Here is a 26,517-nt window from a genome sequence, read left to right on the forward strand (position 1 = left end):
AAAAGAACAAACCCCCTAGAAATGAGAGTTTGTTCTTTCACTCTATAAATTTCCACTTTTAATTTAACACCATTGCTTTATCACTTAAAAGACGATCTAACTCTTCCATATGATTTGTTTCATCTGCGATCATATCTTCTAACTTTACAACTAACTCTGTCATATTTAATTTCGCTGCCTGTTCTTTTCTCGTTTCATAACGCTTAATTGTTTCATATTCTGACTTTCTAGCTTCTTCTAACATTTCTCTAACGTCTTCTACTTGTTTCACTGGTAAAGGGATCGTAGTAGGTGTACCACCTAACGTCTTAATTTTCTCCGCTAAATATAGGGCATGTCCTTGTTCATCACTAATTTCAGATTCAAAGAAAGGTTTTAACACTTGTCTATATATACCAGAAACTGTAGCAGCATTATGGTTATACATAATAATTGCCGAGTATTCTCCTGCTAAATCTTCATTCAATCCTTCGATTAGTTCTTTCACATCGTGTGACATTTTTATATCTCCTCCTATACTTAATAACTACCCCTTTTCTCATGTTTTAAACATAATTCTTTTAAATTTTTATGTATCTAAAAATGCTGCTTGCTTCAATTTACTTATCGCTTGTCTTTTAATACGAGAAACATGCATTTGTGAAATACCTAACCGTTCCCCTGTATCCTTTTGATTTAAATTTTCTCCAAATATATAATGAATAACACTCTTTTCCGTCTCATTTAATACGTTAAAAATATCCTTTAAAACGAGACGCCTTTCTGTCTCTTCATATCCTTGCTCTACTTCACCTACAGATTCAATTCTCGCTACCGAACTTCCATCAGATGAATTTTCAACTACATCATCTAAGGAAGATACTCGATAATTATTTTTCGCATCCATAATTTCTAGCACTTCCTCTTCGGATAGTCCTAAATGATCCGCAATCTCTATAATCTTCGGTGAACGTTGCAGTTGATCTGTTAGCTCCTCTATCGCAAGTTTAATCTTCCCGCCTAAATCTTTAATTCGCCTTGGAACATGAATACCCCAAGTCTTATCACGTAAATACTTCTTTATTTCGCCTACTATTGTAGGTATTGCAAACGGCTCAAAAGCATTCCCTATCGAATAATCATACCTTCTTATTGCGCCTAAGAGCCCTAACATTCCTACTTGTACAATATCCTCATGCATCGGTCCACCTTTTGAATAGCGATATGCAATGGAATGTACGAGGTTTTTATAGTGATTCACTAATCTTTCCTGCGCTTCATCACATTGGTTTTGTTGGAAGTCTGCAATTAGTTTAATAACGTCTTCTTTAGCAAGATTTGTAGGTTGAGATTGGATTTCCATCATTCTCCACCTGCTCTCTTTGTATATATTTTGTCATTAAAACTGTCATGCCTTCATCATGCATAATTTGTATATCATCCATTAACGTATTGATTAAATATAAACCTAAACCATTTTCCGGCAAATGTTCTACTGGTTTACTAATATCATACGGACCAACTTTCTCTTTTAAGGTACTAAAATCAAAGCTAATCCCATTATCAGCAACCATAATTTCTAATCGATCTTCATATAGACCAAAGACAATTGCAATTTCTCCAACGTCTTCTTTGTATGCATGTTGTACAATATTTGTACATGCTTCACTAATAGCAATTTTCATATCTTCTATATCGTCATAAGCAAAGCCCATTCGATTCGCAACACCAGCCATTGTTAAACGAATAATAGCCACATATTCTGCCTTTGCAGGAATTTTCATTTCTATCTTTTCAAATCTCTCCATCATCCCTAGTCACCTTCTTTCTACTTTTTCAAAATCCGCATTCAAATTTAATATTTCTGTTAGCCCTGTAATATCAAATAATCTTTTTAGTCGTTTAGATACACCAATAAATTCTAGTTTGCCATCATTTTTCTTAACCGCTTTTAATAGAGCTATAAATACGCCTAAACCTGTACTATCCATATACTCTACCTCAGTAAAATCTACTACAATATGAACCTCTTTTTCGCTTGCAATAGGCATCATCTTATTTTTTAAATCTGATGCCGTATACGCATCAATCTCACCATTAAGTTGTACCGTATAACCTACATCATTTTGCAAAATATTTACTGACAAATTCATCATTTCCGCCCCCTTATCTCAAACTACTACTATGTTAATTACCCATAAAAATTAATTTTAAACATATTTTTTAATTTTAATTATAAATAATTTTTCTACACTTTACCCAGCTTCATGCTTAAAAAATACTACAAAATGTTTAAACCTTATAAATTTGTGTATGTATAATGTATAAACATTATTTTTAGGGGGATCTATCTATGGAAGAGCACAACTTTAAAAAGGGAGATTTTGTTCAATTTTCTTATCGACACGATCATGCTACAAAATTAGTTGGTTCCATTATTAACATACTAACGAATACAATTGTAGTGGATATAGGTAATGACGAGGACTTATCTCATATAGAACCAAGGCAAGTCGTAAGAATAAATAATTGTAAAAAAGTAACGATGGCTTAATACATAATAGAAAGTGTAATGTTAATGAGTGGAGGTTCTTCATCCTCCACTCATTCCTATGCAGATTACATAAAAAAAGCATCCAAATTAGTTTAATTGGATGCTTTTTTTATGTATTTTTACGAACTTATTAACCTTATAGTCGCATATAACAAACTTAAGATTATCATTCATTTACTACTTACGCTTTCCGTAGCATTCTAGAAAAGAATGTAACGATTAAAATAAAGACGATTGCACCTAATAGAGCTGGAAGAATAAAGATGCCTCCCCATTCAGGACCCCAATGACCAAATAACGCACTACCTACCCAAGATCCGATTAAACCGGCAATCACATTACCAACTATACCTAAAGGAAAGTCTTTTCCCGTAATCATTCCAGCTAACGCACCAATAAGTCCACCTACAATACACGTAATAATAAGTCCCACAATTAAACCTCCTATATTCGTTTTATATTGGATTCATCAAGCTTTGGTATGTAACCAAAGCTTGATGAACATATATTATTCTTTATTATCCAATTCATCACTTATCTTTTGTTTCACTTTTCCGACTTTTTCTTTTATCGTTCCCTTCGTCTTTTCCCACTTCCCTTCATTTTTCAACTCTCTATCATCTGTAACTTCACCAATTCCTTCGTTTACTTGTCCTTTTTTCTTTTCAACTTTACCTTTAACTTGTTCTTTTAGCCCGTTCTCACTCATATTTACAATCTCCTTTTCGTAATAGATTTATAGATTTACAGGATACAAATTTAAATAGAATACATGCATCTTCTTTCTTGTAACCATTCCCCGACTCTTTCTAAATCCTTAACGAATAACAAGATTTTTCCTTCATCCAGCTTTTCTTCGTAGAAGTTTGCTTCTTCCTCATTAAGCCCTAACTCTTGCATCTTATTTCTTAACTGATCTCCCGTGTTTTGAAAGACGTTAATAATGCTTGTCCCAAGTCCTTCCTCTTTTATCCCAATTGTATTCACGTCTGCATTATCTGCAATTCTATTTGTCCTGTCTTTCTCATGTGTTAATACGTAAATATCTTTTTGGTCTATTCCTTTCTTCACTAGATCATTCGCCGCATTCATGACCTCTTTCTCCGTAATAAATTCATATACAAAAGGTTTACTATACTTCGTTTCCATCTTTAACTTCCTCCTTTAAAATGAATTATTTGTTATATTATATGTAGTACACCCATTTTCGAAATGTTAAACATAAAATATGAAAAAAGTTATGTGAATTTTTTCTATCCTACAACTAGTAGAATAAATCCACTTACAATAACTACCTAAATTAACAGAAAATTGTTATAATTAAACATAAGGAGGGATACTATGAAAAAAATCATATCTATATGCGCTCTAACCACTCTATCTTTCACTTTAATAGGCTGTGCCAGTACCTCAGCTACCGACAAATCTCCACAAGCTAAACAAGAACAGAAACAAAATGCCTTTCAATTAAACTCCGCAAATATTACAGATATCGAAATACTTAGCACAAAAAATAACAACGTTTCAAAATCTCAAACAGACAACGAAGAAATGATACAATCTATCGTTTCAGCAGTTCAAAAAGGCACTCCTAAGCAAATCACACTAGATCAAAAAAAGAGAGAATCTGCACATTCTACTATTACCATTACATATAAAGATGACGCAAAAGAAGAATTTCTTGTGTGGGTTGATAATAAGGAGCAAATTACGATTGCTAAAGATGAGAAGAAAGATAAGGTTGAAGGTGTGACAGTGAATATTAAAGATGTGAAAATGATGAAGGACTTCTTTTAAAATTTTAATATAATTGATGTTAAAAAAGAGTAGGATTACATCCTACTCTTTTTTAATCTTGTCCCATAAATAAACTTTTATAAAAGCTATTTAAGATCTAATTTTGCTAAATCATGTTGTAAAACATTATTTCCTTCTTGTGGGTTAAATACTATTGCACTAAGACCAAAAACATTCGTAACAACATCTCTATCTTTCGAACGAATGATTCTTACTTCATAAGCAAAAACTCCTGGAGGAAGAGCTGCTGAACGAAAAGTAACATATCGATTAGGTGCCAATGTTTGTGTTGAAGGGTCTACTAATGGTAACAATACCGGAGAACCCGATGACCAATCAAACATTTCAACAGTTACTGTATGAGTATCATCTGGATCAACATTCATAGCTTCCACAGTAAGAAACAACGTAGCGGAATGTCTACGTAATACACCCGTTGACAAAGTTTCATTGTGATGTTTATGACATTTTCCAGGAGGATGACTATAGCCATAACTCATATCAATTCCCCCCTTTCATTTACAATTAAGGACAAGTATTCCTTATAATATATAATGCTAGTATTATTTTAATGAAAGGTATAAAAGCGGATTTCCATCTGTATTTTTGGATATTTTATTTTCCACTTATCCCCTCTTAATGAATAATATAGATTCTCCTATTTTGCCCTTGAACTCTTTCTAAGAATAAATAAATCTATTTTGAAAAGGACCTGCTCCATTCATTCGTAAAAGCATAAAGTAAATGGAATCCGTTAAAACACATGAGTGAACCTTTGTTTTTCTCCTCCTATTAAAAGGAGGAACTGCTATGGGCTTTGGTGGTAGTTGTGGCGGCTGTGGCTTCGCCGGAGGATTTGCTTTATTAGTTGTATTGTTTATTTTATTAATCATCGTTGGAGCTGCTTGCTTCTGCTAAAAAACTATCGAAAAGACACTCATGTGAGTGTCTTTTCTTCATATGTAAAAAAAGCCCACCTATTTCCGTAGGCAGGCCTTATCTTTATTACACAATAAGAAAGTATACTCTCTTTTCCCTTGAATTTTTATGTAATTATACATATTCATGAAAATAGAAGAAGTAAAATTGTCATTACAATATATTTTCCACTTTCAACTTAGTTATCAATGGATAAACTTTATTTATATATTCATGAGAATCATCCATTGAAAATGTATCTTCTTTAAGTCAAAACTGTCATTTTAAAAAAGAAAAAGACACCCTAAGGTACCTTTCTCCGACTTGAACCATCTTAATTTTAATAATATGTATTGGACTCTTATCTAAAAAATAATCTAATGTATTCCAATCAGAGAAAGATAATGATAAAATAAAAGTGCAACAAGATGTTGCTTAGTTTTTAAATTTTATGGGAATAACACAAAAGCTAGGTTTGGTCGCCAAGTTTTTTCATTCCTATTGGTCATGAAATACCCCGGTTGGTCGCCGGGGTATTTCTTTTTTATTAACGTATATATAAGGTCTATTATGGACAAAATAAAATATAATCTTAGTAGAAGATAGAACACTGACATCTTTGCCGCTTCTAAATCACTTTGGTCTTGTGCGAAGAAAGTATGGTCAGTACTTTCAGCTCAGTGTTCGATCTACTTTAGTTTTTGAGTTGAGTGTTGCTAATCATAGCAGCACTTTTTTACATTCCAATTTGTTCTTTGATGAATTGAATTATATGTTTTACAAACTGGCTTTGCGTGAAGAAGTAATGAATATTTCTCAGTACTGTCGTCCACGATGCTAGATTACTTACGAAAGACTGGGATTCTGTCTTTTTGGTCGCCTTTTTTTTACGTTTTTTCATTCCTGTCCCTCCCTTCATAAGGGAAGGGCAAAGATGGCACATTTTATATTTTAAAGAGTTATATAGAAGAGGACAAGCTATTCATAAAGAAAAGACACCCTAAGGTGCCCTCCTCCGACTTGAACCATCTTAATTTTAATAATATGTATTGGACTCCCATCCAACTATTATTTTACCATGTTAAGTTGTTTTTGTTTATTGAGAAATACAATAGTTTATGTATGCCGGTCTTCTGTATTAGATATTTTGGTAATCCATGCAGCGATTAACAAGAGAACAAGCTATTAATTAAAGGTAAAACCACATGCTAAGCGGGTGTAACATACCAATAAAATTTATACTGTACATCTTATATATGACGTAGGAACCAGAAGAAAAAGGAATTAGCACATAATTATCGTGGAGAAGTAGCCATAGTGGTAGTTCTAGTAAGTTTTTTACTAAATTAAGTTACGTACTTTTTCAAATTATATATACAATGAAATTAACCCGGATATAACAATCAATGGAAGGATTACTGCGAGTTTATTTTTTAGAGGGGCACGTTTGTCTGGGACACCGGGGTGGATAACAAAAGCGAGTAAAACAATTGCTCCAATAATACCTAAAAGTGTATGAATGATTATCATCCTCCTAAGGAATATTATTATTAATTTTATCATACCCAAACAAAAAAGGATACAAATAACAATTAACCCTAAATAAACCATTATAAATTCCAATTATACAGCGTCACCAAACATAAAGTGAAACTATAATCAGCGATGAGTGCCCTTCCCCACTGATTATTAATTGAACCTATCGAGCATTTACGGGTAAATGAGGGATAACAGTAGAAATAATATAATTAAAAGAGGAGTGAAATTTCACTCCTCTTTTTTACTTGTGGATTTTAACACTCATTAGATCGCTACTAGAATTTTGCTTCTCTAGGCTTATCTCTATTTTAAGATTGTTTTTATTTATATCAAAATTACCTGTGCGTGTATTAGAAGCCACTATATTATCAATCTCTGTACTCAAATCTAAGTTTGGATTTATCATAGTGATCCACTCTTTCCCTAACTCTACTAACGCCTTCTTACCTTGACCTCTATCAATTACAAAATTAACGGTAAAGTTACTTTCATTATCGCCTTCTACAGTGAAATTCCCATTAAATTCTGGAATCCCTTCTAATACCGGAGAGAATAACACGACCTCTGAACGTGGACCGCCTATCCCTATATATTTTAGCTCCGCATTATGTTTTGCGTTAATTTCAGTAATAAGATTTTGTGCTTCCTTAGATATAGATTTTTTTAATACCGAAGAGCTATCCATCCAACCTTCATGATAATAAATGAGCTCGTCTGCTAAATCTTGTGGGATAGCAGTAGGCTTTGACTCATGCTCTTTTTCCGATTTATTAATTGCATTGTATAAGAATAGTGCATACTGCTCACGAGTCACGAGACTTTGTGGTTCAAACTTATTATCACCTGTGCCCGTCGTAATTTTATTTTCTTGTAATGCACTGATAGCATTTGTTGCCCAGTAATTTTTATCTACATCTTTGAAAGTGGTAGTAGATGTTGCTTTGAAGTTAAAAGCCTTTGTTAATACAACAGCTAATTGTTCACGCGTTAAAACGTTATCTGGACCGAATTTCCCATTACCAAATCCGTTCATAATACCAGCTTTATTAAGAGCTAAAATTTCTTTTTTAAACATATGCTCTTCTATATCTGTGAAAGGGTTTTGTGTATTAAGTTCATCTACTGGCTTCAAGTAGGCATATATTAGTCTAGCTACTTGTCCTCGTGTAATATTATCACCAAAACCAAACATTCCGTTTCCATAACCAGCTACAATATTTTTCTCTTTTAAATCCATAATTGCTTGATAAGACCAGTGATTTTCAGGAACATCTTTAAATCCTAGTGTATTTTCTGCTTGCACATTTGTTAGAGGTGTTAGTGTTGTTGATGCAATAACTGCCCCTGCTAAAATTAATTGTTTAAAATTCATAATTGAATCCCCTTATTCTTAAAATAATATATTAAAAAATACCGTAAACATTCTTTTTAATATTAACATATAAAGATACTTTTTGTAGGTTAATTATGGAATATTTGAAGAAGATTATTCCAGCATATAATGTTTATACAACTAAATTAAAATCGTACTAACTTGCTTCCAATACGCACTCATTTCCTTTATCCATTTAAAAAAAATACAATTGATAAATGCAAAAAATCCCCTCAAAGCATCAGCTTTAAGGGGACCCATCCTATCATCTTCTCTCTTCATATAATCGATTTGCCTTATACGAACAAACTAAATACATAACAATTGCAGCAGGGATAAACAACCATGCAAAGCCTCTCATCAATGCAAGTGGTGTTTCAAATAAGAATGCCCATAGAAATGATACACCTTGCTTATCCCATAGTCCTGGCGTAAAATATAGTTCTTTCGGGTTTACAAGTGCTCCTACATTAATCGTGTCATTAAACATAAATAGAATTAATATCGGAATAGAGCATATAGCTAATTCTAAAAATGTTTTAGATAGACGTTTATACTTCCCTGCTCGTGACATTTGATCTGAAAAAATGTCATCTTCGCTTTCCTCATTTACCTTTTTAAAATAGTGCGTACCTGACCACCAATTACCAGCTATATGCTCCCAGCCACTATCTTCAAATAATGTACAGTAATTAATAAATTCACTTTTTCTACTAAATACTCTATGGTCTATTCTAATCGTCGCATCTTCCGGCTCTGTATACCTAAATGTATAACCAAATGTATTACTTTCTAGTTGGTAGCCTTTCCAAGCCATCTCTTCTAACCATTTTTCCTCTTTCTCAAAGTCTAAGAAGAATTTCAATTTCCACATCAGCGTTTCCCCCTAACTATACGTGTATTAAACTTTTTGTAACGGCAATAATGTGCTGCATTCTCATAAAATCTAAATGTAACACTTCTTTCCCACGTTCCGTAATGACATATACTTTTCTTCGTTTATCTTCACTTTTCACCGATTCTATTAACCCTTGTTTTAATAAATTTTCAACCGCTCCATACAATGTACCCGCTGCAATTTTCACTTGATGATTACTCAGTTCCTCCACCTTTTGCATAATTAAATATCCATGAGCTGGCTCTAATAAAGCTAAAAGAACATAATACGTTGTTTCCGTTAATGGTAAATTTTTATCTCTATTCATAAAGACCTCCAATGTAACGATAAATATATAGCTAAACTATATAGTTAAACTGTATAGTTTGATTTTATACAGTTAGACTGTATATGTCAAATTAAGTTATAAAAAAACAACCTAGATCCAACATGGGATCTAGGTTGTTTTTTTACATAAACGTAATCGTCACTAAAGAATATCCTTCTTTCGCATTATACGGCTCAGCTTTATAAGAAACACGGTTCGCCCCTTGCGGATAACCGATTTCCCCAATTGCTTTTTTCACATCTTGCAATGCGCCATCCATTGATTGTTTATACAGGATTTCAATCTTTGGTGACTTTTCGTTATAACGTTGCTGCATTTTATTTTTGAATTCATTATAGTTATTTGCGATGTATTCATTTCCTAAATAATTTAACTTTGTATCTTTTAAAATTTGTTGATACGCAGGGGTCTTCGTACTACCTGCCGCAATTTTATTTGTTAATGTACTATAATAATTTGTTGTAGCTTGCGGATAGTCCACGCGATTCCACTCATGATTTCTTGCGATTTGCTCATCTGATAAGTTGAAATAAGAATACGTTACACGGCCCTGCTCATCTGGCACCGGATCATCGAATGTTGTATCAAGGTGATACCATTTGTTTTCGATTTTCACCAAGTTCCAAGCATGGGGCTGTCCGTCTCCAGTTCCTACTACAAAATGATTCTCAATTCCAGCTTCTTTTAATAATTGATAAGTTAATAGTGCATAACCTTGGCAAACCGCAGAGCGATTTACAAGTGCTTCATATGCTGTGTAAGCTTTATAAGACGTATCATAAGAAACGTGTTTTACAACATAATCATGAATCGCCTTCACTTTTTCGTGATCATCCATTCCAACTTGCGTAATCGAAGAAACGATTGCCTTTGCTTGCTTCATTACATATTCTGTTTGTTCTTTCGTTTCACGATATGTAATCTTTAACGTAAACGTATAATTTCCAGGTGATCCAGAAAGTCCATATGAAACATTCGATCTATTAAAATTCGTATACTCATTTTTACTTGCCACCTCTTTATAGGCATTAAAAAGTGTATCCATTACTTCTTTTGTATTACTATTTGTCGTTTTGTACGGAAGTGAAATATTCGTTTCATACGTATTAATACGCTTTTGCACTTCATCTTTAAATGCTGCTAATAATGCCGCATCCCCTGTATCTCGCACCGCAATTTCTGGCTTTTTATACTTCAAAGTATTATATAAAAACTGTGCATATTGTTCACGTTTTACCGTACTGTATGGCTCAAATTTCCCTTCACCTGTACCAGAAGCAATCCCGTTTGACTGCACTGCACTAATTGCATTTTCACCCCAAAAACCACTTGGAACATCGTTAAATGTATGCTTTTGTTTCGCAGAAAGATGGAAAGCGTTTGTAAGAATTTGCGCCATTTCTGCCCGGCTAACAGAATCTTTCGGTCTAAATCCCCCATTTGCATCACCTTTAAAAACCCCTAATTTCGTTAGCGTTAAAACCTCTTCTGGAAACATTGTTGAACCTGAACGAATATCTCGATACGGATTATTTAAAGTGGATCCATCTTGTAATACATAACGAGCACCGTCATTACTAAACGTACCACCTTGCTTATTCGGTACTAACACGCGATAAATTAAAGCTGCAACTTGTTCTCTCGTCGCAACATCACCGAAACCAAACTTTCCATTTCCATAACCAGAAATAATGTTTTTACCCGCTAAATCTTTAATCGCCGGATACGACCAATGCGATGTAGGCACATCAGAAAAAATACTCGCCTCAGCAGCTCTCACATCACTGCCATTTGTAAACAGTAAAGCACCACTAATAAGTGATAATGATGTAATTGATTTTAATAGTTTTGTGTACATAATTCCTTCTCCCAATTTGTTCTCTATTCATGTTGTTTTTTGTCGAAAAATCTAAAAATATGACAAAATATATTATACAATTAAAAGGTTTTGAGAGATATATTGAATTTTAAAATATGCAAAAATTCATATTAATATATTTTCCCGTATTAATATTATGTTTTTTATTTATGAATATATAAATAGGTAGTAACTCGTTATAACTCCCTTCATGGTAATCTCTAATTTTATATTGGAATTCTTTAGAATAATTCTTCTTTATTTCTCAATATAAGGAGTCTTGGATTTTCATTAACATTCCTGTAATATTATTAACAAAGAGTAAGGTAAGAGTTACTCTTTGCCATTTTAGAAGAGGTTCTGTTGGAGACAGCAGGATCTTTTTTCATATAGAGATAGTTTTGCTAAATTTTTCACTACTAACCACAAAAATATCCTATAATGTTTATATTACAAATTAACATATTAGGAGCGGATCAAATGCCAGTTACACTAGAACTTATTCTTTTCATTCTTATAGCAATTAGTGCTGTTGGCTATTTAATAAAAGAATTTCAAAAAACTAGAAAAAGAACACTTGGAATTTCACTAGAATTCTTGGTTCTTTTCTGGTCAATATGGAGAATATCGACTATCGTAATCTAATTTATAAAACATGAATTCCTTCGAATAAAACTCAATATTATGTCCATAATGTTGATAGGCTGTATGCCAACATTCATTTAGTTTTCTCTGTATCTCCTTGTATTGAGCAGTTAGCTATTGCTAGCTGCTCTTTTATATGTAACCTTGTTAGACAAGTTTTTCATATAATATAGTCATTCCTTTCTTATAAAGTGAAACTTTAATTAGTGGGGGTTTTGTTCATCCCCCACTTAACTTCTTTGCTCCAACTGAATTTTGAGGTGGAGTTTTACTTTCCGTTAACGCGGGATAAAAATTGAATTATATCCTATAACATTTTCAGGAATCATCCATATTTTATTTCTAAAAAATTGCATTGTTTCACTGAAAAGTGATTGTGGAAACAACCGCCTTTTTATTTATGGCAAAATAAGATTTCTATTAAACCTCATTACAAAGTATGTTATTACTGGTACACACTGGTATAATAAATACAGATCAAACATTGAAAGGAAATATGACAATGAAAAGATATTTTAACTTCATTTCACTTTTCTTAACTGTACTTGTAATAATTAATCTTACAAATATACATACAAAGTACCAATTCTTTATAGGTGCATCTATAGCATTATGTTTAACTATTATTTCTACAAATGAACTTATAAAATTCCTTGCTACTAGTAGCTTATTAGTTTACGGATTTGCAGCTCTTACTCTTTTAAGTATTGCTTGTTAACTTTCAATTTCGCTTTGTATTAAAATAGCGTTTTTATTTAATTTCATTACAATACTATAGAGGCACATACGATTTTTTTCTTTGTTTAAGGGTTCTTACGTAATAGTAAAAACCCTTTTTTCATGCCAATCACGATTTATTCATTTTTTTGATACATTTTATGGAACATTTATACGTTACGTTAGATAAATCCTTTTTGACAGAATGAATAATGAGTTATATCTTTCTCTCAATGAATTTAGGTATTTAACATGGTAAAATAATATTCGTATGAGCTTCCAATACATATTATTAAAATTAAGATGGTTCAAGTCGCAGGAAGGCACCTTTGGGTGTCTTCTTTGTACATACTAAAATCCTCACCACATTATGAATAACGGTAAGCCCTTTACACCAAACAATAATTGCAACTATATTATTTTTACATTACATTAAGGTAAAGAAATATCCCTTTACAAATAAAGTGCTAGATAGTAGGTGAAAAAATGGAATTTAACGATTTGGGTATTATCATTAAAGAACTTAGAATGAAAAAAAATATATCACAATCCGAATTATGTCATGGAATATGTTCACAAAGTCAAATTAGCAAGATTGAAAAAGGTATGATTTATCCATCTAGTATATTGTTATATCAATTATCAGAAAGACTTGGTATTGATCCAAATAATATATTTGCACTAACTCAAAACAAAAGATTAAAATATGTAGAAAATGTAAAATACGTAATAAAAGACTGCTTAAAGCAAAAACAATATAAAGATCTTTATGAAATAGTAAAAAAAGAGAAAAACTTAAATAATTTTCAAACAAAAGAAGAGAAACAGTTTCTAATATGGCACGAAGCAATTGCTATATTTATGGTGGATAGATCAATAAAAACTGCTTTAGATCTTTTAAATAATGCATTAAAACTGACTTTAACTAATTCTGATTTTTTATCAGAAAGAGAAATAGATATTATGCAAACAATGGCTATATTTTATGCAGAAAATAAAAATTATGAAAAAGGTATTAATATATTAAAAAGATGTTTAACTAATTTTAATAAGTTAGATTTTCCTAGAGATAAAGAAATTAAATTAAAAATCATGTTAAATTTAGCAAAATGTTTAGACTCCATATATCAACATGAAGAGGCAATAAAATACCTTGATAAGGGTATAAAATTAGCAATTAATTTAAATACTTTATACCTATTAGGTGAACTATTCTATTTAAAAGGTCAATATTTATTAAAGATTAAACAACATAATGTAGAAGAGGTTGTTTATAACTGGAAAAAAGCATTATTTATATTTGAACTAACAGAAAAAGAATATTATACAAAAACGCTACCAGATGAACTGATTGAAATACAAAATAAAAAACAATCATAATTTCGTAAAAGTTACTTACAAAAGTCGCAGGAAGGCACCTTTAGGTGTCTTTTTTTTGTGAAGAATCAGTTTAAAAACTAAAAGAACCTCAATAAATGAGGTTCAAAGAATCTACTATTTTAAATTACCTTCGTAAAAAGCAACTCCATTTTGAACATGTTTTAAATACCACGTAATCGTCCCGCCACAAACATTTTCAGTAAAACTATTAGCATATACTCCATTTGAGTAATAAAGAGTTCTTTTGAATTTACCATTAGAATGCTCATAAGGAATTGAGCATGTTGCTTGCTTCGGAGAGCTCACAGCTTTTTGCGTATCAGCTGAAGCTGCCCCAATTCCTCCTGTTAATGCAATACCAGTTGCTAATAGCCCTACTACTAATTTCTTGAACATAATAAATCCCCCTTTAATAGTTTTTATAACTTACAACTTAAATGTATCACTTTTGTAATTTATGTAAATATCTTGAATATGTAGAAATATTCATTTAACTTTTGGTAATATTAGGATTTTATTTTATCAAATGGAAAATAGAGGAGTTTAGGAAAGTATGTAACAATGCATAATAAATCAATCAGATATTATGCTATACTCACAAAGAGCTGATACAAAATTTCTTTAGATTGGAAAACTAAAGTCTTATCTACCTAACAGGAAGGCGCCTAATGGCGTCTTTTCTTTATTTTCAAAAGGACCTGCTCCATTTATTCTTTAAAACATAAAGTAAAGTGAACCCGTTAAAATCCATGAAATGAACCCTAGTTTTACCCTCTTATCTAAAGGAGGCACTATTGTTATGGGATATGGTGGTAGTTGCGGCGAAGGCTGCGGTTTCGCTGGAGGATTTGCTTTATTAGTTGTATTATTTATTCTATTAATCATTATCGGATGCAGTTGTTTCTGCTAAAAAACTATTAGAAAAGGTACCTATATGGGTACCTTTTCTTTATGTGTCTTATTCATTATCGAGTTCCAAACTTTTATAACAATTGAATATTTTTCGCATTTGCCATCCCTCAAATATGAATCAATACTTTGTAATATAGATTATTAACCTAAGTAAGTTAAAACAAGTAGTGACACATCATAAATGACATGTGCCCAAATACCGCCCCATAAGCTACCTGTTTTTCTCCAAGCATAAGTAAATGGCAAACGTCCGATACCAATTACAAATACGCATTGGAAAATATTACCGTCATAAGTAGTATAATGCATCAATCCAAAAATAATCGCTGAAATAATTGCTGATATTACCCACGAAGTTGCTGAGTCAAATTTTTTGCTTGCAAAGTAAAATACAATAACTGCTATAGCCGCTGTAATAACTTCTTCTCCAATTAAACTAAAAAACTTCATACTATAATCAAGAAACTCGATCCATAATGGAAGAGTTATATCCGACTCTTCAAAAGCAGCATTTTCTGCTAAAGGGGTATTCATAAGAGTACCTATACCAACAAATAATAGGCTAACCAGATATCCTAATATAATTGATATAAAGACCCATTTCCAACTGCCTTTATTCATTCTTCTAAAAAACGATTTTGCTTTATCGTATCCAACGAGCAAAATAAGGGATAATCCCCCACCAATAGTTAAATAAGACCAAGCAGTAAAAGCACCAAAGTCTCCTAATAATTCAGCATACATAAGTGCAAAAGTCGTAATGAATACAATTATCACAGCGAAAAATATATTTGTCTTCTTCCAACTGTTATTTTCAAATAAATCTAACATTTTAATACTCCTTAAATAAAAATTAATGAATTGTGATCTTGCTATAAATTTATATAAAAAAAACTAGCCATTAGGCTTATTTATAGCCTGGAATCTCTTTTAACTCTGTATTGTAGTCTTTTCCTACTTAATCCGTTGCATTTTTAACACTACCTATAGAATCTCTAAAACTTCCACTCGCATCTTGCACAATTACAAAATCTATTTTTTTATGCAATGGCTATTGAAACTTTAAGTATCCTTCATGCTCTCTGTAACACATATCCTTTGCTTCATTTGTTTTTAAGTGTATGGTCTATTCCCTCTACTGATTTAGCAAACACATTGAATCTAGGAAACACCAACAGAATACACAAAGTGTCATAAATATTGATAGATTTTTTTCATACTCTACTCCTTTCACTATTGCATATTCTAATGTTCGAATTAGGTATTGGTAATCCTATTAGAATATCAAACTAAAAATATCTTCCTCTATTAACAGATGCCACTCCTTTCTAATCTCTCACGAACGGACCGGTCGGTTCGGTCCTATTAGGAATCTAATAATACTATAAGTTTCTAGTTTTTTAAACCCTTTTTATAAATTATTAACAAAATAAAATCAGTTGCTTATTTACAATCAAATTCCAGTAATCATTCATTATCAATGATTAACCTTTTATAGAATGAAATGAAAGTAGGAGTAGCTCAACCCCTTTAGCTAAAAATATTAATAAAAATTAGACATAATAGTTATATGTCTATACATTAAAATTAACTATATTTTTACTTCTTCTATGATTTTAGGTGAAATTAGTTGTATAATATCACTGAATTAACCAATTTGTCCTTTTGTTATTGACAGAAAATTCTTTTAAATGATATGGATAATATAATTTAATTAACTTCAAACTTATTTATACTTACAATAAAAATTCATGAAAATAAATGGTAAACATTACCTAGGATATTAAGCTCGTTTTTATTAGGAGGATTACAAAGCATGACTAAAGTTGATAAGGTAAAAGAAAAAATTATCGAAACATCTTTATATTTATTTAATACTAATGGGATCACTCGCACATCCATCCAGGATATTATGACAGCTACTGAACTACCTAAAGGTTCTATTTATCGTAGATTCAAAAATAAAGAAGAAATTGTCCTTGCTGCCTACAACAAAAGTGGTGAGATTATGTGGGAGCATTTCCATAAAGCAATGGAAAATCAAAAGACAGCAATTGATAAAATCCTTGCAATTTTCCTTATATATCAAGATGCAGCTAATAATCCTCCTATTGCTGGAGGTTGTCCATTGCTTAATAGCGCAATTGAAAGTACTGGAGTATTTCCAGAATTACAAAAAGCAGCAGCAAAAGGCTATGATGATACAGTAATGTTAATGGCCTCTCTCATAAAGGAAGGAATAGAGAAACAAGAATTTAAAGAAGATATAAACATTATATCTCTCGCTTCTTTTCTTGCATCTTCAATGGAGGGAGCTATTATGGCAAGTCGAGTATCTAACGATAATATACACCATCATTATTTTATTGAACAAATAAAGCATCATCTTTTCTCTTATTCTAAATAAGTGAGAACTTACATCGCCTTCATTCAATTTTTATAAACTTAAATTGAATACATACCTCCCCCATAAAAAATATTTTCTGTTTATGAGAGGGTTGAACATTTTTTAGCAGAGGTAGCTTACAGAAGGAATATAGAAGCAATTATTGGAATATATATAGGAGTAAGAAGATCCCCTTTAGCTTAAGCTAGAGGGGGTTTTCTTATTCCTATTTCAAACTACTCAAAATATCCGCAAAGATTACTTTAACAAAAGTTTTCACTAGAACCTTATCTATTATTTAACTGACTCTACTTGTTTCTCTAATTCTCTTCCAAGGAATGTAGCAAGTTCAAGCATACCAAATTGATTCGCTTTAGACTCTGCGTCAGAATTATAGTTTGTGTTTGTATTAATATCATACGTATAAATTGTTCCATCCGCACTGCGAATAAATTCAATACCAGCAACAGTAATTTCATTTTCTTTCAAGAACTCTTTGTATTGTTCAATAATTGGCTCGTGGAAGTCCGATATAATTTCAAATTTTGTTGACGTTTCTTTCTTACTCTCTTCTCCTACTGGGCAGAAAGCATCTTGAATTGAGCAAGCATCTGCTGGACAAAGCTCAAATCCCTCTGATGTATCTACTTTAACTGCATATACAAACTGACCGCCTACAAATTCACAACGTGTAATATATGGTTCTGGCGCTTCAATATATTGCTGGATTAAAGTAATTCCATCAATCGGCTCTTCAAACGCTGGACTATCCAAATATTGTTCTAAAGCATCAATGGAATGAAAGAGTTGAACACCAAGGCCTTTCCCTGCACGGTTATGCTTTGTAATGAACGGTACTTCCCCTAACTCCCTTGCTGCTTTTACTATATGATCACGGCCAACAGCACCAATTGTTTTCGGCACTTGTATCCCAAATTTTCTTAATGCTGCATATTGATTCAATTTACTTACTTCAAGACGTAACGCACGAGACCCGTTAAATACTGTTCTTCCATATCCCTCTAGCCAAGCAAGAACTCCTTCAGTCAACTCAGGTGCATATCGATGCCCTCTCGTATGTGACGAAGCACTCATGCGGCTATAAAAAACACCTTTGGGAGGTTCTTGTTCTAACGGAAGTGTTCCTTCATTTAAAAGCCATTCCTCATATGGCAACTCCAGTTCTTCCAGCCTTTTCACTAAATGATCCGTCCATTCCTTGTTCTCATGTAATATGTAAATTTTACTCATTTGTAATCAATTCCTTTCTTTTTGCTTCAACTAATGGCATCACTTTTTCAGAAAATCGTTTCATCTCTTCAAGCTGTGGTGAAAATTGTAAAAGTAATAATGTAACACCGACTTCTTCAAAAGCAAGTATTCTTTCTGCAATTTGTTCTGGTGTTCCGATTAAATTAGGACGTAACCCGCGATTCGATACAGAATAATCATTGAGCTTTACTTGCTGTTCCAACTGCGATTTACTCACAAAATCTTGGTAACCCGCGTAACCTAACGCATCATCTTTCACATCCGTTATACGTCTCCATTCTTCTAACGCCTCTTCTTCTGTATCACGACAAATGACGTAAGCCGCCAGCCCGAATGACTGCAATGGCTCCTCTGTCACTTTCTTTCTACGATTCTTCATATCTTCTATTTTCACAGCTACTTCTTCCACTGTTCCCCCGTGCATTACATATGCATCCGCGTGATTTACAATAACCTCTTTTCCTCGCTCACTCTCACCACCTGCATAAAGCTTAATGCCTTGTTTCTGCACAGGTTTTGGACTTAAATGTGTATGCTGAAGCTCATAAAAGTTCCCCTTATAAGAGAACTCGTCTTCTTTCCAAAGCTCTTTCAAAATTGTTACAAATTCCTCTGTGCGATCATACCTTTCATCATGTGCGGTAAATACTCCGCCGTACTGCCTCGCTTCTTCTTCCCACCATGCTGAAACTACATTCAATGTAAACCGACCATTACTTAATTGATCGATATTCGCTGCCATTTTCGCTGTAACTGCTGGATTATGGAAGCCAGGTCTGACAGCTGTCATAATCTCTAATTTATCCGTTACTGCTGCAAGTGCTGCCGCAGTTGTCCACGCTTCTAAACTTGGTGCTGACACACCTTTTATATCATTTAAGTTTAATTCTGCAATCAGTGTTGTTGAAAAACCTAATTGTTCTGCCGCTTGCGCTGTTTGTTTTGCATACTCAAACGTAGGCGGCATAGATTCATCATCTACATTTCGAAGCCATCCCCCAAAAATCGGTAACCAAAAACCATACTCCACTACCTATTCCCCCTTTATCTTTTAGCCATAAAAAAAGCTACTCTTATCGAAATAAGAGTAGCCTTCTTGACTAAGTGAACCGCTCTTATCTTTCAGGTGTTTTTTCACCTGCAGGATTTGGCACCTTTCGTCTAAAACGAGGTTGCCGAAGTTTCATAGGGCCCGTCCCTCCACTTCTCAACATAAGAATTGTTTGATTTCCATTTATTATAATCATCAGAATAATAAAAATCAATACTTTAATACTTATTTTTCCGATAAACATTAAATGATATATGAAAATTCATATTGTTATAGAGGTTTATAGGAGTATTATGTTTTTTACTTGCGGATATATAAAGAGGATGTTGGATCATGTCGAAAACATCATGTATAACCAAGTTGCTTTACTTTTATCTTAAAAATACAGCAAAAGAGGTGTTCGTAGCATGAACAATAAAGTGAAACTTTAATCAGTGGGGGTTTTCTTCATCCCCCATTGATTATTAGTTGAACCAATCGGACGTTTACGGACAGTTGATCTCCCACCTAATTTCTTTGCTCCAACTGAATTTTGAGGTGGGAGTTTTACTGTCCGTTAACGCGGGATAAACGATGTGAGAATTGTGGTTCTACTACATTTAAAGAAGGAAGAGTTGGATCTGCTTATCATGCATATATTTGTGAAGATGATCCTAGTAGGCTCTTTTCAGTGGGGAAACGTTCCAAACTATTAACTACATTCTGTTTAGAGTGCGGTGAGGTGCAATTATTTAGAGTGGAGAAACCGGAGATATTTAATGAATAAAACACTAGAATCAGGATGTCCTCTATATAGAAAAAACTGGTAATTCATACACTACTTTTGTTAAAAGTGAATATTTTTCAAGAAGATAAAAAGAACTAATCCCTAGAAGGGATTAGTTCAATATCTCAAAAGCTATTATATTACATAGTTTTATGAGCAAACGTTATATAATGTTGTGTGGGACACATAACCTGTCATCCCTTTATAAGTAACTTTTAACCACTGTTTAGAATTACTATAATGCCCTTGAACATACTCACCTGTTACCCATGTGCCAGTAATTTTCTCACCACTATTAAATGTGTGTAAGACAGGTGATCCCACAGTGTAACCACTGCGCATCTTTGCACCATATGTACCTACCGTACCTCCCTTTGCACAAGCTGCTACTACTGTTTCATTTTCAGTAGTATTCGTAGCCGCGAAAGCAGAGCCGTTAAATGTAAACAAAGTAAAGATAAAAGCTGTTAATAAAGTACAAATAGATAAGCGACGTAACAAAATAAATTCCCCCTTTTTATAATTTATTTCTTCACAAATGATTATCTTAAATATTCTAACTATTTTCAATATATTAATGTTGAGAAATATTAGTTGTATTTTTGAAATAAGATTTTATCAAAAATAGTAACAAACTCATATTTTACAGAGAGCTCGAAAGTAGTCTTCTACCAACTATATAAAAGCCCCTCCACCTTAAGGCAAAGGGACTTTCTCATTCCTATTTCAAACTACCCGAAATCTCCGTAAAGATAACCCCAAGTGCATGCGCACCTGCATCTGGATATCCCAAGCTTCTTTCACCAACTGTACCGGCGCGGCCCATGCGAGCTACGATTTCTTTCGTATACTCTGCTCCTTTAACCGCTGCTTCTGCTCCTTTTTCAAAGGCAATTTTCATGTATTCTTCGTTTGAAGCGCTAGCTAACCAAGAGTCTACACATGGAGCAAGTGCGTCAACAAGTGTTTTATCACCAACTACCGCTCCTCTGCCGAATGATCTTTCTCCAATAGATTGTATACCTTGCAGTGCTGCTTGCAACATTTCAGCGAATTCTTTCACTGTTAACTCACGCTTCTCGCCTGCTGCTTTACTAGCTGCGCGGAATGCACCGCCCCAAATTGGACCAGAAGCACCGCCGCAATGTTCCATAATAATCATGGAGCAACCGTCAAGGAATGATCCGATCGTTACGTTCTCTTGATCTACAATAGAATGCCACTCACGTTTTAATTGCTTAAATCCTTTTGCTACACTCATTCCGAAGTCACCGTCACCAGCGTGCGTGTCTAACTCACAGAATGGTACTTCGTTTTTAATAATAATATCGCTCATTTTATCAACGAGATAAATCATGTTGTTTAATGTAATAACATTATCCTTAATAACAGCGTGCTCTTCTGGCGTTTCTAGTTCAAATAAAACTTCCTTCTCTTCTGTCTCTTCAAGAACATTTACGTACTCTACACTTTCAACTGGTCCATCTACTTTAAACGCTGGTGTGTTACATTCTTTCGATAGTAATGTTTTTAGCTCATCATCTAATTTCATTACTGTTAAAGACATACCAGCCATATCAATACTCGTCATATAGTTGCCGACAAATACTCTATTAATTTTAATATTTCTAGCAGCTAGTTCTCGTGTAACTGCGTTGTTAAATAAGTAAAGTTCTTGCAGTGGTGTTCCGCCAAAACCGTTAACTAAAAGCGCAATTTCTTCGCCGTCTTTTACTCCTAAATCTTTTACAAGATCGTTTGTCATACGGTTCGCTAATTCATCTGCTGACAACATTTTTTCACGTTTAATTCCTGGTTCACCGTGAATACCTACGCCGTATTCCATTTCATCTTCCGCAAGTGTGAAAGTAGGTGATCCGCTCGCTGGAACTGTACAAGACGTTAATGCTAAACCGATTGTGCGCACGTTAGCCGCTGCTTTTTCAGAGGCGGCTTTCACCGCTCCTAAATCCATACCTGCTTCCGCTGCCGCGCCAGCAATTTTATGAACTAAAATAACACCCGCAACGCCGCGGCGTCCTACCGTATACAAGCTATCTTCTACCGCAATATCATCATCCACTTTTACGTAATCTACTTCAATTCCATCTTCCGTCGCTAAATGCGCTCCGTTTTTGAAATTCATAATATCGCCGCTGTAATTTTTAATAATTAATAACGTACCTTTTTTACTAGCTGTCTCTTTAATTGCTTGATACACCTGAATTTGTGAAGGCGAAGCAAACACATCTCCGCAAACTGCCGCATCTAACATTCCTTTTCCGACTAGTCCTGCATGCGCTGGCTCATGACCACTACCGCCGCCACTAATTAATGTTACTTTATTTTCGTTCATTTCTTTCTTCTTAATGACTTTATATTTTTTCAAAAGCTCAAGCTCTGGATGAGCCATCACCATTCCGTTGCACATTTCCATTACTAATGTTTCTGGTTTGTTTATAATCTTTTTCATTGTGATTCTCCCTCAATTCCTTTAATATATTGTGATATATTTGAAATCTTCTTCTTACTATCCATGTTAAAATGAAAGCGTTTTATAGTAAACGGACAAAATGGACAATCTGTCTAAAGACACCGCTCTCATTTCTCGGTAGGATTTTCATATTAATAACATTCTAGGGATGATTCACATGACCTCTTCTATAATTTCTAAAAAGATAATCGCAAATTCATTGAAGTATTTAATGGAAACAGAGTCGTTTCATAAAATATCAGTGAGCGATATTATGTTACACTGTCAAATGCGTAGGCAAACTTTTTATTATCATTTTAAAGATAAATTTGAACTATTAAGTTGGATTTATAGAGAAGAAACGAAAGAAAACATTATCGACTTTCTCGACTATGAAACGTGGGAAAACATTTTCGATTTATTATTTGATTACTTTTATGAAAATCAAAAATTTTACCGAAATGCTTTTAAAGTCATTGAGCAAAACTCGTTTAATCACTATTTATTTGAGCATACGAAAAACTTATATATGAAAATTATTGATGAACTATCTGTCAGCTGTGGATTCAGCCTTTCTGATGAGACAAAAAATACGATTGCCTCCTTTTATAGTCACGGTTTCGTTGGAACGATAAAAGATTGGATTGAAAGCAAATGCGAAGTAGATCCGTCCATTATGTCTTCTCTCATGAAAAATATGATAAACAATCAATTACTACTATTACTGGAGCAATCTGCAAAGTAATTAAAGGGTGGCAAAAGCAATGAAAAAGATTATGAATGATGTACAACATATCGTTCAAGATATGATGCATGGCTTTTATTTTGAACATAACGACAAAGTAAATTACGACGAAACTAATAACATCATTTATGTAAAAGATATTGAAAAACTAAAGCAAAACGTTGTCATCATAAGCGGTGGTGGTAGCGGACACGAACCTGCTGATATTGGTTATGTAGGAAAAGGTATGCTTACGGCGGCAGTAAACGGAAGCATCTTCACTCCGCCTACAGTGGAACAAATTGTAATGGCAACTCGCCTCATACCAAAAGATAAGAGTATTTTATTCATCATTAAAAACTTTAAAGATGATGTAGCGAATTTTTTAGCGGCGAAGCAAATTGCCAAAGAAGAAGGAAGACAAATTGACCAGATCATCGTAAATGACGACGTTTCAATTGAAGATGATGCTTCTTTTAATAAAAGAAGACGCGGCGTCGCCGGTACTGTTTTCGTTCAAAAAATACTTGGTGCGGCCGCTCTCGAAGGTCATTCTTTAGAAGAACTAACAGTACTTGGGCAAGCTGTCATCAAAAACTTACACACATTAGGAGTCGCACTTTCACCAGCAAACGATCCAGTGAAAGGAAAAGCTTCATTTACATTAAACGAAGATGAAGTCTTTTACGGCGTCGGTATTCACGGAGAAAAGGGTTACCGTAAAGAAGCACTATCCTCTTCTGAAATATTAGCGATCGAACTAATGAACAAACTAAAAAGCATTTACCGCTGGCGAAAAGGTGACAACTTCGCTATTCTCATTAACGGATTAGGCGCAACGCCATTAATGGAACAATACATTTTCGCAAATGATATTCGCCGTTTATGTGAGCTGGAAGGCTTACATGTGGAGTTCGTAAAGGTTGGTACATTGCTAACTTCTCTAGATATGAAAGGTGTTTCACTTAGTTTGCTTAAAGTAGAGGATTTGGATTGGGTGAAGTGGCTGAAGGCGGATGCTAGCGTAGGTAATTGGTAAGTAAAAATTATGATGATAAAAGCCTTTAACTATAACGTGTTAAAGGCTTTTTGCAAATTGAAATATCGTACAGCGTTAACAAGAAATTCTTAATTACCTCACTGAATGATTACAGGTCTTTCAAATAAAACTGGATGATAAATTAACATCGCACCTACAAATGAACACACTAAACAAAAAACAGCTTCGTATTTTATGACGAAAGAAGAGTTCGTATCAAGCTTTTTCCCCTCTCTTTTCAATATCATTTTAAATAATGCTGTATATAATACATACCCAATAATCGCCCCGAGGGTATTCATAAATACATCATCAATATCTGTAATTCTATTATTTAATAATTGATTTAACTCAATTGCCAATGAAAAAAAGAATCCCGCACATACGGTGTTTTTCATTTTTCTAAACTGCGGCCAAATAGTCGGTAATAAAAAACCGAACGGCATAAACAGTACAATATTCAAAAGATACGTCGTACTACCTGCCGTATCAAATAGAGTCAAGTTAATTTGATTTACACGAATCCACGTCTCATATCTACTTACATCCCATACAGTCGCGATCTGCGTCACTTTATACACTAACGAAAGGTAGAACAGAAAAACATATACCCATAGAAAATGCAGAATAGATATATTGTTTTTCGCTTTAAAATAACATCCAATTTGAAACACCACACAAAAAATAATAGTAAAAAAATAAGTATACAAATAACTCATCAAAACTTCTGTATGCATGTAGAATCCCCTAACTTTACATTTTCATCTATGACTTTGTTGTTTATAGGATAGGAGAAACTTTTAAAATAAAAAGTAGGGTAAACATAAAATTTTTCTTAAATCTTCACATGCAACTCTTGTAGTATTTTCATCAATGCAGGATATATAGTCATGTGAAAGTCTAACAAGAGGAACACAGTAAAATAGCTACTTTTAAAAACTCCGATTAAAGTTCTACTTTATTCCTTCTCATCCCTCATACTGTAATACCCCAAATTAATAATAACCAAGAAATACCCACCCATAATTCCAGCAGCAAATGTCCACATGTACTCACGGTGTTCAATTTCATACATAATAATCGCACCGAGTATGGCAGCTGCGAACCGATTTATCATGCCAAGCATTGGTGCTTTTTCTTTTTTTACGATGCTATTTCCGAACTTTTCGATACGTCTTCCTAAAATCCAAGCGCAGTACATACTAACTAAAAGGCCGATGCTTATCCCGACAAACTGGGCTCGAAAAGGTGTCATCAACCATCCCAGTAACATCACGCCTAGCAAACAATATATTTGTATGTTAAATGATCTTAATGCCATACGAATCATGTTATGCTCCTTATCTTTTCTATTAATCCCATCTTTCGGACTTCAAGCTTTCCGATATATCTTTCTTAAAATGGGGGAATTTGATTTTGCTTACCATTAAATAAGCGAGTGCACATGTGCCAACCGCCACGGAAACTGGATTATTTAAGAGGCATAAAATGAGGAGACACATTGCCGCAAATGGAATGGGCATTCCGATGAATGTTGGGAGTTTACTTTGTTGCGTGTTAAATCTAGCAAGCCGAAGCATTCCGCAAATACTATACGCGAGCGCACATATCATCCCGATAGACTGCAAATCTTTTAACGAAGCACTATAGGCAAGAATAGATGGTGCCACACCAAAGGTAACTAAATCCGCAAATGAATCTAACTCTCCGCCAATGTCCGAAACAGCATCAAGTTTCCGAGCAACCATACCATCAAACAGATCAAAGACCATACCTGTAATAATGAATAGAACTGCACCATACATATCTTGAACGAAAACAGCGTGAATAGCTAAAAGCCCGCACACAAAATTTGCTATCGTAAGCATATTCGGTATGTAACTCATCACATGCTTCCCCTCCTTTCTAC

The 26,517-nt window shown here is 33.6% G+C and carries 32 protein-coding genes and 1 riboswitch; of the genes, 10 read left to right on the top strand and 22 right to left on the bottom strand.

All coding sequences use genetic code 11. The features are described from left to right. Positions 1 to 58: 58 nt before the first annotated feature. The 4 genes from ACZ76X_RS09305 to ACZ76X_RS09320 form a co-directional block, all read right to left on the bottom strand. The gene (locus ACZ76X_RS09305; protein ID WP_046953946.1) at positions 59 to 499 is read right to left on the bottom strand and encodes a ferritin-like domain-containing protein; all 441 of its coding nucleotides are present in this window, start codon (positions 497 to 499) and stop codon (positions 59 to 61) included. A gap of 69 nt (positions 500 to 568) precedes the next feature. Continuing rightward, positions 569 to 1,345, bottom strand: a complete 777-nt coding sequence (sigB, locus tag ACZ76X_RS09310; RefSeq protein ID WP_479850269.1) for an RNA polymerase sigma factor SigB — start codon at positions 1,343 to 1,345, stop codon at positions 569 to 571. After that, positions 1,308 to 1,790 carry an anti-sigma B factor RsbW gene (gene rsbW, locus ACZ76X_RS09315; RefSeq protein WP_087957589.1) on the bottom strand — a complete coding sequence of 161 codons (483 nt, stop codon included), beginning with the start codon at positions 1,788 to 1,790 and terminating at the stop codon, positions 1,308 to 1,310. Before rsbW ends, sigB begins: the two co-directional genes overlap by 38 nt. Positions 1,791 to 1,796: 6 nt before the next feature. Beyond that, complete coding sequence (locus ACZ76X_RS09320) at positions 1,797 to 2,135, bottom strand: STAS domain-containing protein (protein WP_479850270.1); 339 nt, start codon at positions 2,133 to 2,135, stop codon at positions 1,797 to 1,799. A 197-nt stretch (positions 2,136 to 2,332) separates the two neighbouring features. Between ACZ76X_RS09320 and ACZ76X_RS09325 the strand changes: the two genes are divergently transcribed. Beyond that, positions 2,333 to 2,533 (top strand): hypothetical protein, encoded by a 201-nt coding sequence (locus ACZ76X_RS09325; protein WP_063260037.1) that lies wholly within the window; start codon positions 2,333 to 2,335, stop codon positions 2,531 to 2,533. A 181-nt stretch (positions 2,534 to 2,714) separates the two neighbouring features. On the opposite strand, the gene ACZ76X_RS09330 is transcribed toward ACZ76X_RS09325, so the two are convergent. The 3 genes from ACZ76X_RS09330 to ACZ76X_RS09340 all read right to left on the bottom strand — a co-directional run bounded on the left by ACZ76X_RS09330 (position 2,715) and on the right by ACZ76X_RS09340 (position 3,682). Further along, the gene (locus tag ACZ76X_RS09330; protein ID WP_000522902.1) at positions 2,715 to 2,966 is read right to left on the bottom strand and encodes a GlsB/YeaQ/YmgE family stress response membrane protein; all 252 of its coding nucleotides are present in this window, start codon (positions 2,964 to 2,966) and stop codon (positions 2,715 to 2,717) included. Positions 2,967 to 3,041: 75 nt separating this feature from the next. Next, positions 3,042 to 3,242: a CsbD family protein gene (locus ACZ76X_RS09335; protein WP_479850271.1), complete on the bottom strand. Its 201-nt coding sequence runs from the start codon at positions 3,240 to 3,242 to the stop codon at positions 3,042 to 3,044. Between the two features lie 50 nt (positions 3,243 to 3,292). Further along, a complete protein-coding gene (locus tag ACZ76X_RS09340) occupies positions 3,293 to 3,682 on the bottom strand; it encodes a YflT domain-containing protein (RefSeq protein WP_001970546.1) in 390 nt (129 codons plus the stop codon). 192 nt (positions 3,683 to 3,874) lie between these two features. Here ACZ76X_RS09340 and ACZ76X_RS09345 point away from each other — a divergent pair, with 192 nt between their 5' ends. Further along, entirely contained in the window at positions 3,875 to 4,330 is a 456-nt protein-coding gene (locus ACZ76X_RS09345) for an LptM family lipoprotein (protein WP_479850272.1), read from the top strand. Between the two features lie 86 nt (positions 4,331 to 4,416). Here the strand turns inward: ACZ76X_RS09345 and ACZ76X_RS09350 are convergent, their stop codons facing one another. Further along, a complete protein-coding gene (locus ACZ76X_RS09350) occupies positions 4,417 to 4,830 on the bottom strand; it encodes a hypothetical protein (RefSeq protein ID WP_479850273.1) in 414 nt (137 codons plus the stop codon). Positions 4,831 to 5,140: 310 nt separating this feature from the next. Here ACZ76X_RS09350 and ACZ76X_RS09355 point away from each other — a divergent pair, with 310 nt between their 5' ends. Continuing rightward, positions 5,141 to 5,248: a YjcZ family sporulation protein gene (locus ACZ76X_RS09355; RefSeq protein WP_000505670.1), complete on the top strand. Its 108-nt coding sequence runs from the start codon at positions 5,141 to 5,143 to the stop codon at positions 5,246 to 5,248. A 736-nt stretch (positions 5,249 to 5,984) separates the two neighbouring features. On the opposite strand, the gene ACZ76X_RS09360 is transcribed toward ACZ76X_RS09355, so the two are convergent. The 5 genes from ACZ76X_RS09360 to ACZ76X_RS09380 form a co-directional block, all read right to left on the bottom strand. Further along, positions 5,985 to 6,149: a hypothetical protein gene (locus tag ACZ76X_RS09360; protein ID WP_000746319.1), complete on the bottom strand. Its 165-nt coding sequence runs from the start codon at positions 6,147 to 6,149 to the stop codon at positions 5,985 to 5,987. Between the two features lie 879 nt (positions 6,150 to 7,028). Next, on the bottom strand, positions 7,029 to 8,159 hold the full coding sequence (locus ACZ76X_RS09365; protein ID WP_479850274.1) for an S-layer homology domain-containing protein: 1,131 nt from the start codon (positions 8,157 to 8,159) through the stop codon (positions 7,029 to 7,031). A 265-nt stretch (positions 8,160 to 8,424) separates the two neighbouring features. After that, on the bottom strand, positions 8,425 to 9,036 hold the full coding sequence (locus ACZ76X_RS09370; RefSeq protein ID WP_479850441.1) for a DUF2812 domain-containing protein: 612 nt from the start codon (positions 9,034 to 9,036) through the stop codon (positions 8,425 to 8,427). A 13-nt stretch (positions 9,037 to 9,049) separates the two neighbouring features. Continuing rightward, positions 9,050 to 9,364, bottom strand: a complete 315-nt coding sequence (locus ACZ76X_RS09375; protein ID WP_137014797.1) for a PadR family transcriptional regulator — start codon at positions 9,362 to 9,364, stop codon at positions 9,050 to 9,052. A 142-nt stretch (positions 9,365 to 9,506) separates the two neighbouring features. Continuing rightward, a complete protein-coding gene (locus ACZ76X_RS09380; protein ID WP_479850275.1) occupies positions 9,507 to 11,243 on the bottom strand; it encodes an S-layer homology domain-containing protein in 1,737 nt (578 codons plus the stop codon). 1,147 nt (positions 11,244 to 12,390) lie between these two features. Between ACZ76X_RS09380 and ACZ76X_RS09385 the strand changes: the two genes are divergently transcribed. Together ACZ76X_RS09385 and ACZ76X_RS09390 are read left to right on the top strand one after the other, a co-directional pair. After that, positions 12,391 to 12,606 carry a hypothetical protein gene (locus tag ACZ76X_RS09385; RefSeq protein WP_257145174.1) on the top strand — a complete coding sequence of 72 codons (216 nt, stop codon included), beginning with the start codon at positions 12,391 to 12,393 and terminating at the stop codon, positions 12,604 to 12,606. 485 nt (positions 12,607 to 13,091) lie between these two features. Further along, positions 13,092 to 13,985: a helix-turn-helix domain-containing protein gene (locus ACZ76X_RS09390; protein WP_479850276.1), complete on the top strand. Its 894-nt coding sequence runs from the start codon at positions 13,092 to 13,094 to the stop codon at positions 13,983 to 13,985. Between the two features lie 114 nt (positions 13,986 to 14,099). Here the strand turns inward: ACZ76X_RS09390 and ACZ76X_RS09395 are convergent, their stop codons facing one another. Next, complete coding sequence (locus ACZ76X_RS09395; protein ID WP_479850277.1) at positions 14,100 to 14,381, bottom strand: LCI fold-containing protein; 282 nt, start codon at positions 14,379 to 14,381, stop codon at positions 14,100 to 14,102. A gap of 403 nt (positions 14,382 to 14,784) precedes the next feature. Between ACZ76X_RS09395 and ACZ76X_RS09400 the strand changes: the two genes are divergently transcribed. Beyond that, the gene (locus ACZ76X_RS09400; RefSeq protein ID WP_000540371.1) at positions 14,785 to 14,895 is read left to right on the top strand and encodes a YjcZ family sporulation protein; all 111 of its coding nucleotides are present in this window, start codon (positions 14,785 to 14,787) and stop codon (positions 14,893 to 14,895) included. A 143-nt stretch (positions 14,896 to 15,038) separates the two neighbouring features. Here ACZ76X_RS09400 and ACZ76X_RS09405 read toward each other — a convergent pair whose 3' ends face one another. Further along, positions 15,039 to 15,728: a CPBP family glutamic-type intramembrane protease gene (locus tag ACZ76X_RS09405; RefSeq protein ID WP_479850278.1), complete on the bottom strand. Its 690-nt coding sequence runs from the start codon at positions 15,726 to 15,728 to the stop codon at positions 15,039 to 15,041. A gap of 985 nt (positions 15,729 to 16,713) precedes the next feature. Here ACZ76X_RS09405 and ACZ76X_RS09410 point away from each other — a divergent pair. After that, positions 16,714 to 17,304 carry a TetR/AcrR family transcriptional regulator gene (locus tag ACZ76X_RS09410; protein WP_479850279.1) on the top strand — a complete coding sequence of 197 codons (591 nt, stop codon included), beginning with the start codon at positions 16,714 to 16,716 and terminating at the stop codon, positions 17,302 to 17,304. Between the two features lie 273 nt (positions 17,305 to 17,577). Here the strand turns inward: ACZ76X_RS09410 and ACZ76X_RS09415 are convergent, their stop codons facing one another. After that, the gene (locus ACZ76X_RS09415; protein WP_479850280.1) at positions 17,578 to 18,534 is read right to left on the bottom strand and encodes an ATP-grasp domain-containing protein; all 957 of its coding nucleotides are present in this window, start codon (positions 18,532 to 18,534) and stop codon (positions 17,578 to 17,580) included. Next, positions 18,527 to 19,585: an LLM class flavin-dependent oxidoreductase gene (locus tag ACZ76X_RS09420; RefSeq protein ID WP_479850281.1), complete on the bottom strand. Its 1,059-nt coding sequence runs from the start codon at positions 19,583 to 19,585 to the stop codon at positions 18,527 to 18,529. Before ACZ76X_RS09420 ends, ACZ76X_RS09415 begins: the two co-directional genes overlap by 8 nt. Before the next feature lie 82 nt (positions 19,586 to 19,667). Next, positions 19,668 to 19,774, bottom strand: a riboswitch (SAM riboswitch). A gap of 364 nt (positions 19,775 to 20,138) precedes the next feature. Here ACZ76X_RS09420 and ACZ76X_RS09425 point away from each other — a divergent pair. Further along, positions 20,139 to 20,372 carry a hypothetical protein gene (locus tag ACZ76X_RS09425; RefSeq protein WP_479850282.1) on the top strand — a complete coding sequence of 78 codons (234 nt, stop codon included), beginning with the start codon at positions 20,139 to 20,141 and terminating at the stop codon, positions 20,370 to 20,372. Positions 20,373 to 20,522: 150 nt separating this feature from the next. Here the strand turns inward: ACZ76X_RS09425 and ACZ76X_RS09430 are convergent, their stop codons facing one another. Together ACZ76X_RS09430 and dhaK are read right to left on the bottom strand one after the other, a co-directional pair. Then, positions 20,523 to 20,873 (bottom strand): SH3 domain-containing protein, encoded by a 351-nt coding sequence (locus ACZ76X_RS09430; protein WP_071720769.1) that lies wholly within the window; start codon positions 20,871 to 20,873, stop codon positions 20,523 to 20,525. Between the two features lie 220 nt (positions 20,874 to 21,093). Further along, positions 21,094 to 22,845, bottom strand: coding sequence for a dihydroxyacetone kinase subunit DhaK (dhaK, locus tag ACZ76X_RS09435; protein WP_479850283.1), 1,752 nt, complete (start codon positions 22,843 to 22,845; stop codon positions 21,094 to 21,096). A gap of 178 nt (positions 22,846 to 23,023) precedes the next feature. Between dhaK and dhaS the strand changes: the two genes are divergently transcribed. Continuing rightward, entirely contained in the window at positions 23,024 to 23,590 is a 567-nt protein-coding gene (gene dhaS, locus ACZ76X_RS09440) for a dihydroxyacetone kinase transcriptional activator DhaS (RefSeq protein WP_000204220.1), read from the top strand. A 19-nt stretch (positions 23,591 to 23,609) separates the two neighbouring features. Beyond that, the gene (gene dhaQ / locus ACZ76X_RS09445) at positions 23,610 to 24,608 is read left to right on the top strand and encodes a DhaKLM operon coactivator DhaQ (protein WP_479850284.1); all 999 of its coding nucleotides are present in this window, start codon (positions 23,610 to 23,612) and stop codon (positions 24,606 to 24,608) included. Between the two features lie 98 nt (positions 24,609 to 24,706). Here the strand turns inward: dhaQ and ACZ76X_RS09450 are convergent, their stop codons facing one another. The 3 genes from ACZ76X_RS09450 to pssA all read right to left on the bottom strand — a co-directional run bounded on the left by ACZ76X_RS09450 (position 24,707) and on the right by pssA (position 26,494). Further along, entirely contained in the window at positions 24,707 to 25,345 is a 639-nt protein-coding gene (locus ACZ76X_RS09450; protein WP_479850285.1) for a VanZ family protein, read from the bottom strand. 221 nt (positions 25,346 to 25,566) lie between these two features. Further along, the gene (locus ACZ76X_RS09455) at positions 25,567 to 25,938 is read right to left on the bottom strand and encodes an ATP synthase subunit I (protein ID WP_464853653.1); all 372 of its coding nucleotides are present in this window, start codon (positions 25,936 to 25,938) and stop codon (positions 25,567 to 25,569) included. Between the two features lie 22 nt (positions 25,939 to 25,960). Continuing rightward, entirely contained in the window at positions 25,961 to 26,494 is a 534-nt protein-coding gene (gene pssA / locus ACZ76X_RS09460) for a CDP-diacylglycerol--serine O-phosphatidyltransferase (RefSeq protein WP_479850442.1), read from the bottom strand. Positions 26,495 to 26,517 lie beyond the last annotated feature (23 nt).

The organism is Bacillus sp. BC05(2025), assembly GCF_056725905.1.

Bases quoted from the DNA above. Each gene is read 5' to 3' on its own strand.
- ACZ76X_RS09345 (WP_479850272.1), top strand. From the start codon at position 3,875: ATGAAAAAAATCATATCTATATGCGCTCTAACCACTCTATCTTTCACT.
- dhaQ (WP_479850284.1), top strand. From the start codon at position 23,610: ATGAAAAAGATTATGAATGATGTACAACATATCGTTCAAGATATGATG.
- dhaS (WP_000204220.1), top strand. From the start codon at position 23,024: ATGACCTCTTCTATAATTTCTAAAAAGATAATCGCAAATTCATTGAAG.
- ACZ76X_RS09450 (WP_479850285.1), bottom strand. From the start codon at position 25,345: ATGCATACAGAAGTTTTGATGAGTTATTTGTATACTTATTTTTTTACT.
- ACZ76X_RS09335 (WP_479850271.1), bottom strand. From the start codon at position 3,242: ATGAGTGAGAACGGGCTAAAAGAACAAGTTAAAGGTAAAGTTGAAAAG.
- pssA (WP_479850442.1), bottom strand. From the start codon at position 26,494: ATGAGTTACATACCGAATATGCTTACGATAGCAAATTTTGTGTGCGGG.
- ACZ76X_RS09355 (WP_000505670.1), top strand. From the start codon at position 5,141: ATGGGCTTTGGTGGTAGTTGTGGCGGCTGTGGCTTCGCCGGAGGATTT.
- dhaK (WP_479850283.1), bottom strand. From the start codon at position 22,845: ATGAAAAAGATTATAAACAAACCAGAAACATTAGTAATGGAAATGTGC.
- ACZ76X_RS09390 (WP_479850276.1), top strand. From the start codon at position 13,092: ATGGAATTTAACGATTTGGGTATTATCATTAAAGAACTTAGAATGAAA.
- sigB (WP_479850269.1), bottom strand. From the start codon at position 1,345: ATGATGGAAATCCAATCTCAACCTACAAATCTTGCTAAAGAAGACGTT.
- ACZ76X_RS09320 (WP_479850270.1), bottom strand. From the start codon at position 2,135: ATGATGAATTTGTCAGTAAATATTTTGCAAAATGATGTAGGTTATACG.
- ACZ76X_RS09360 (WP_000746319.1), bottom strand. From the start codon at position 6,149: ATGAAAAAACGTAAAAAAAAGGCGACCAAAAAGACAGAATCCCAGTCT.
- ACZ76X_RS09415 (WP_479850280.1), bottom strand. From the start codon at position 18,534: ATGAGTAAAATTTACATATTACATGAGAACAAGGAATGGACGGATCAT.
- ACZ76X_RS09365 (WP_479850274.1), bottom strand. From the start codon at position 8,159: ATGAATTTTAAACAATTAATTTTAGCAGGGGCAGTTATTGCATCAACA.
- ACZ76X_RS09400 (WP_000540371.1), top strand. From the start codon at position 14,785: ATGGGATATGGTGGTAGTTGCGGCGAAGGCTGCGGTTTCGCTGGAGGA.
- ACZ76X_RS09375 (WP_137014797.1), bottom strand. From the start codon at position 9,364: ATGAATAGAGATAAAAATTTACCATTAACGGAAACAACGTATTATGTT.
- rsbW (WP_087957589.1), bottom strand. From the start codon at position 1,790: ATGATGGAGAGATTTGAAAAGATAGAAATGAAAATTCCTGCAAAGGCA.
- ACZ76X_RS09325 (WP_063260037.1), top strand. From the start codon at position 2,333: ATGGAAGAGCACAACTTTAAAAAGGGAGATTTTGTTCAATTTTCTTAT.
- ACZ76X_RS09385 (WP_257145174.1), top strand. From the start codon at position 12,391: ATGAAAAGATATTTTAACTTCATTTCACTTTTCTTAACTGTACTTGTA.
- ACZ76X_RS09410 (WP_479850279.1), top strand. From the start codon at position 16,714: ATGACTAAAGTTGATAAGGTAAAAGAAAAAATTATCGAAACATCTTTA.
- ACZ76X_RS09405 (WP_479850278.1), bottom strand. From the start codon at position 15,728: ATGTTAGATTTATTTGAAAATAACAGTTGGAAGAAGACAAATATATTT.
- ACZ76X_RS09455 (WP_464853653.1), bottom strand. From the start codon at position 25,938: ATGATTCGTATGGCATTAAGATCATTTAACATACAAATATATTGTTTG.
- ACZ76X_RS09380 (WP_479850275.1), bottom strand. From the start codon at position 11,243: ATGTACACAAAACTATTAAAATCAATTACATCATTATCACTTATTAGT.
- ACZ76X_RS09395 (WP_479850277.1), bottom strand. From the start codon at position 14,381: ATGTTCAAGAAATTAGTAGTAGGGCTATTAGCAACTGGTATTGCATTA.
- ACZ76X_RS09340 (WP_001970546.1), bottom strand. From the start codon at position 3,682: ATGGAAACGAAGTATAGTAAACCTTTTGTATATGAATTTATTACGGAG.
- ACZ76X_RS09350 (WP_479850273.1), bottom strand. From the start codon at position 4,830: ATGAGTTATGGCTATAGTCATCCTCCTGGAAAATGTCATAAACATCAC.
- ACZ76X_RS09305 (WP_046953946.1), bottom strand. From the start codon at position 499: ATGTCACACGATGTGAAAGAACTAATCGAAGGATTGAATGAAGATTTA.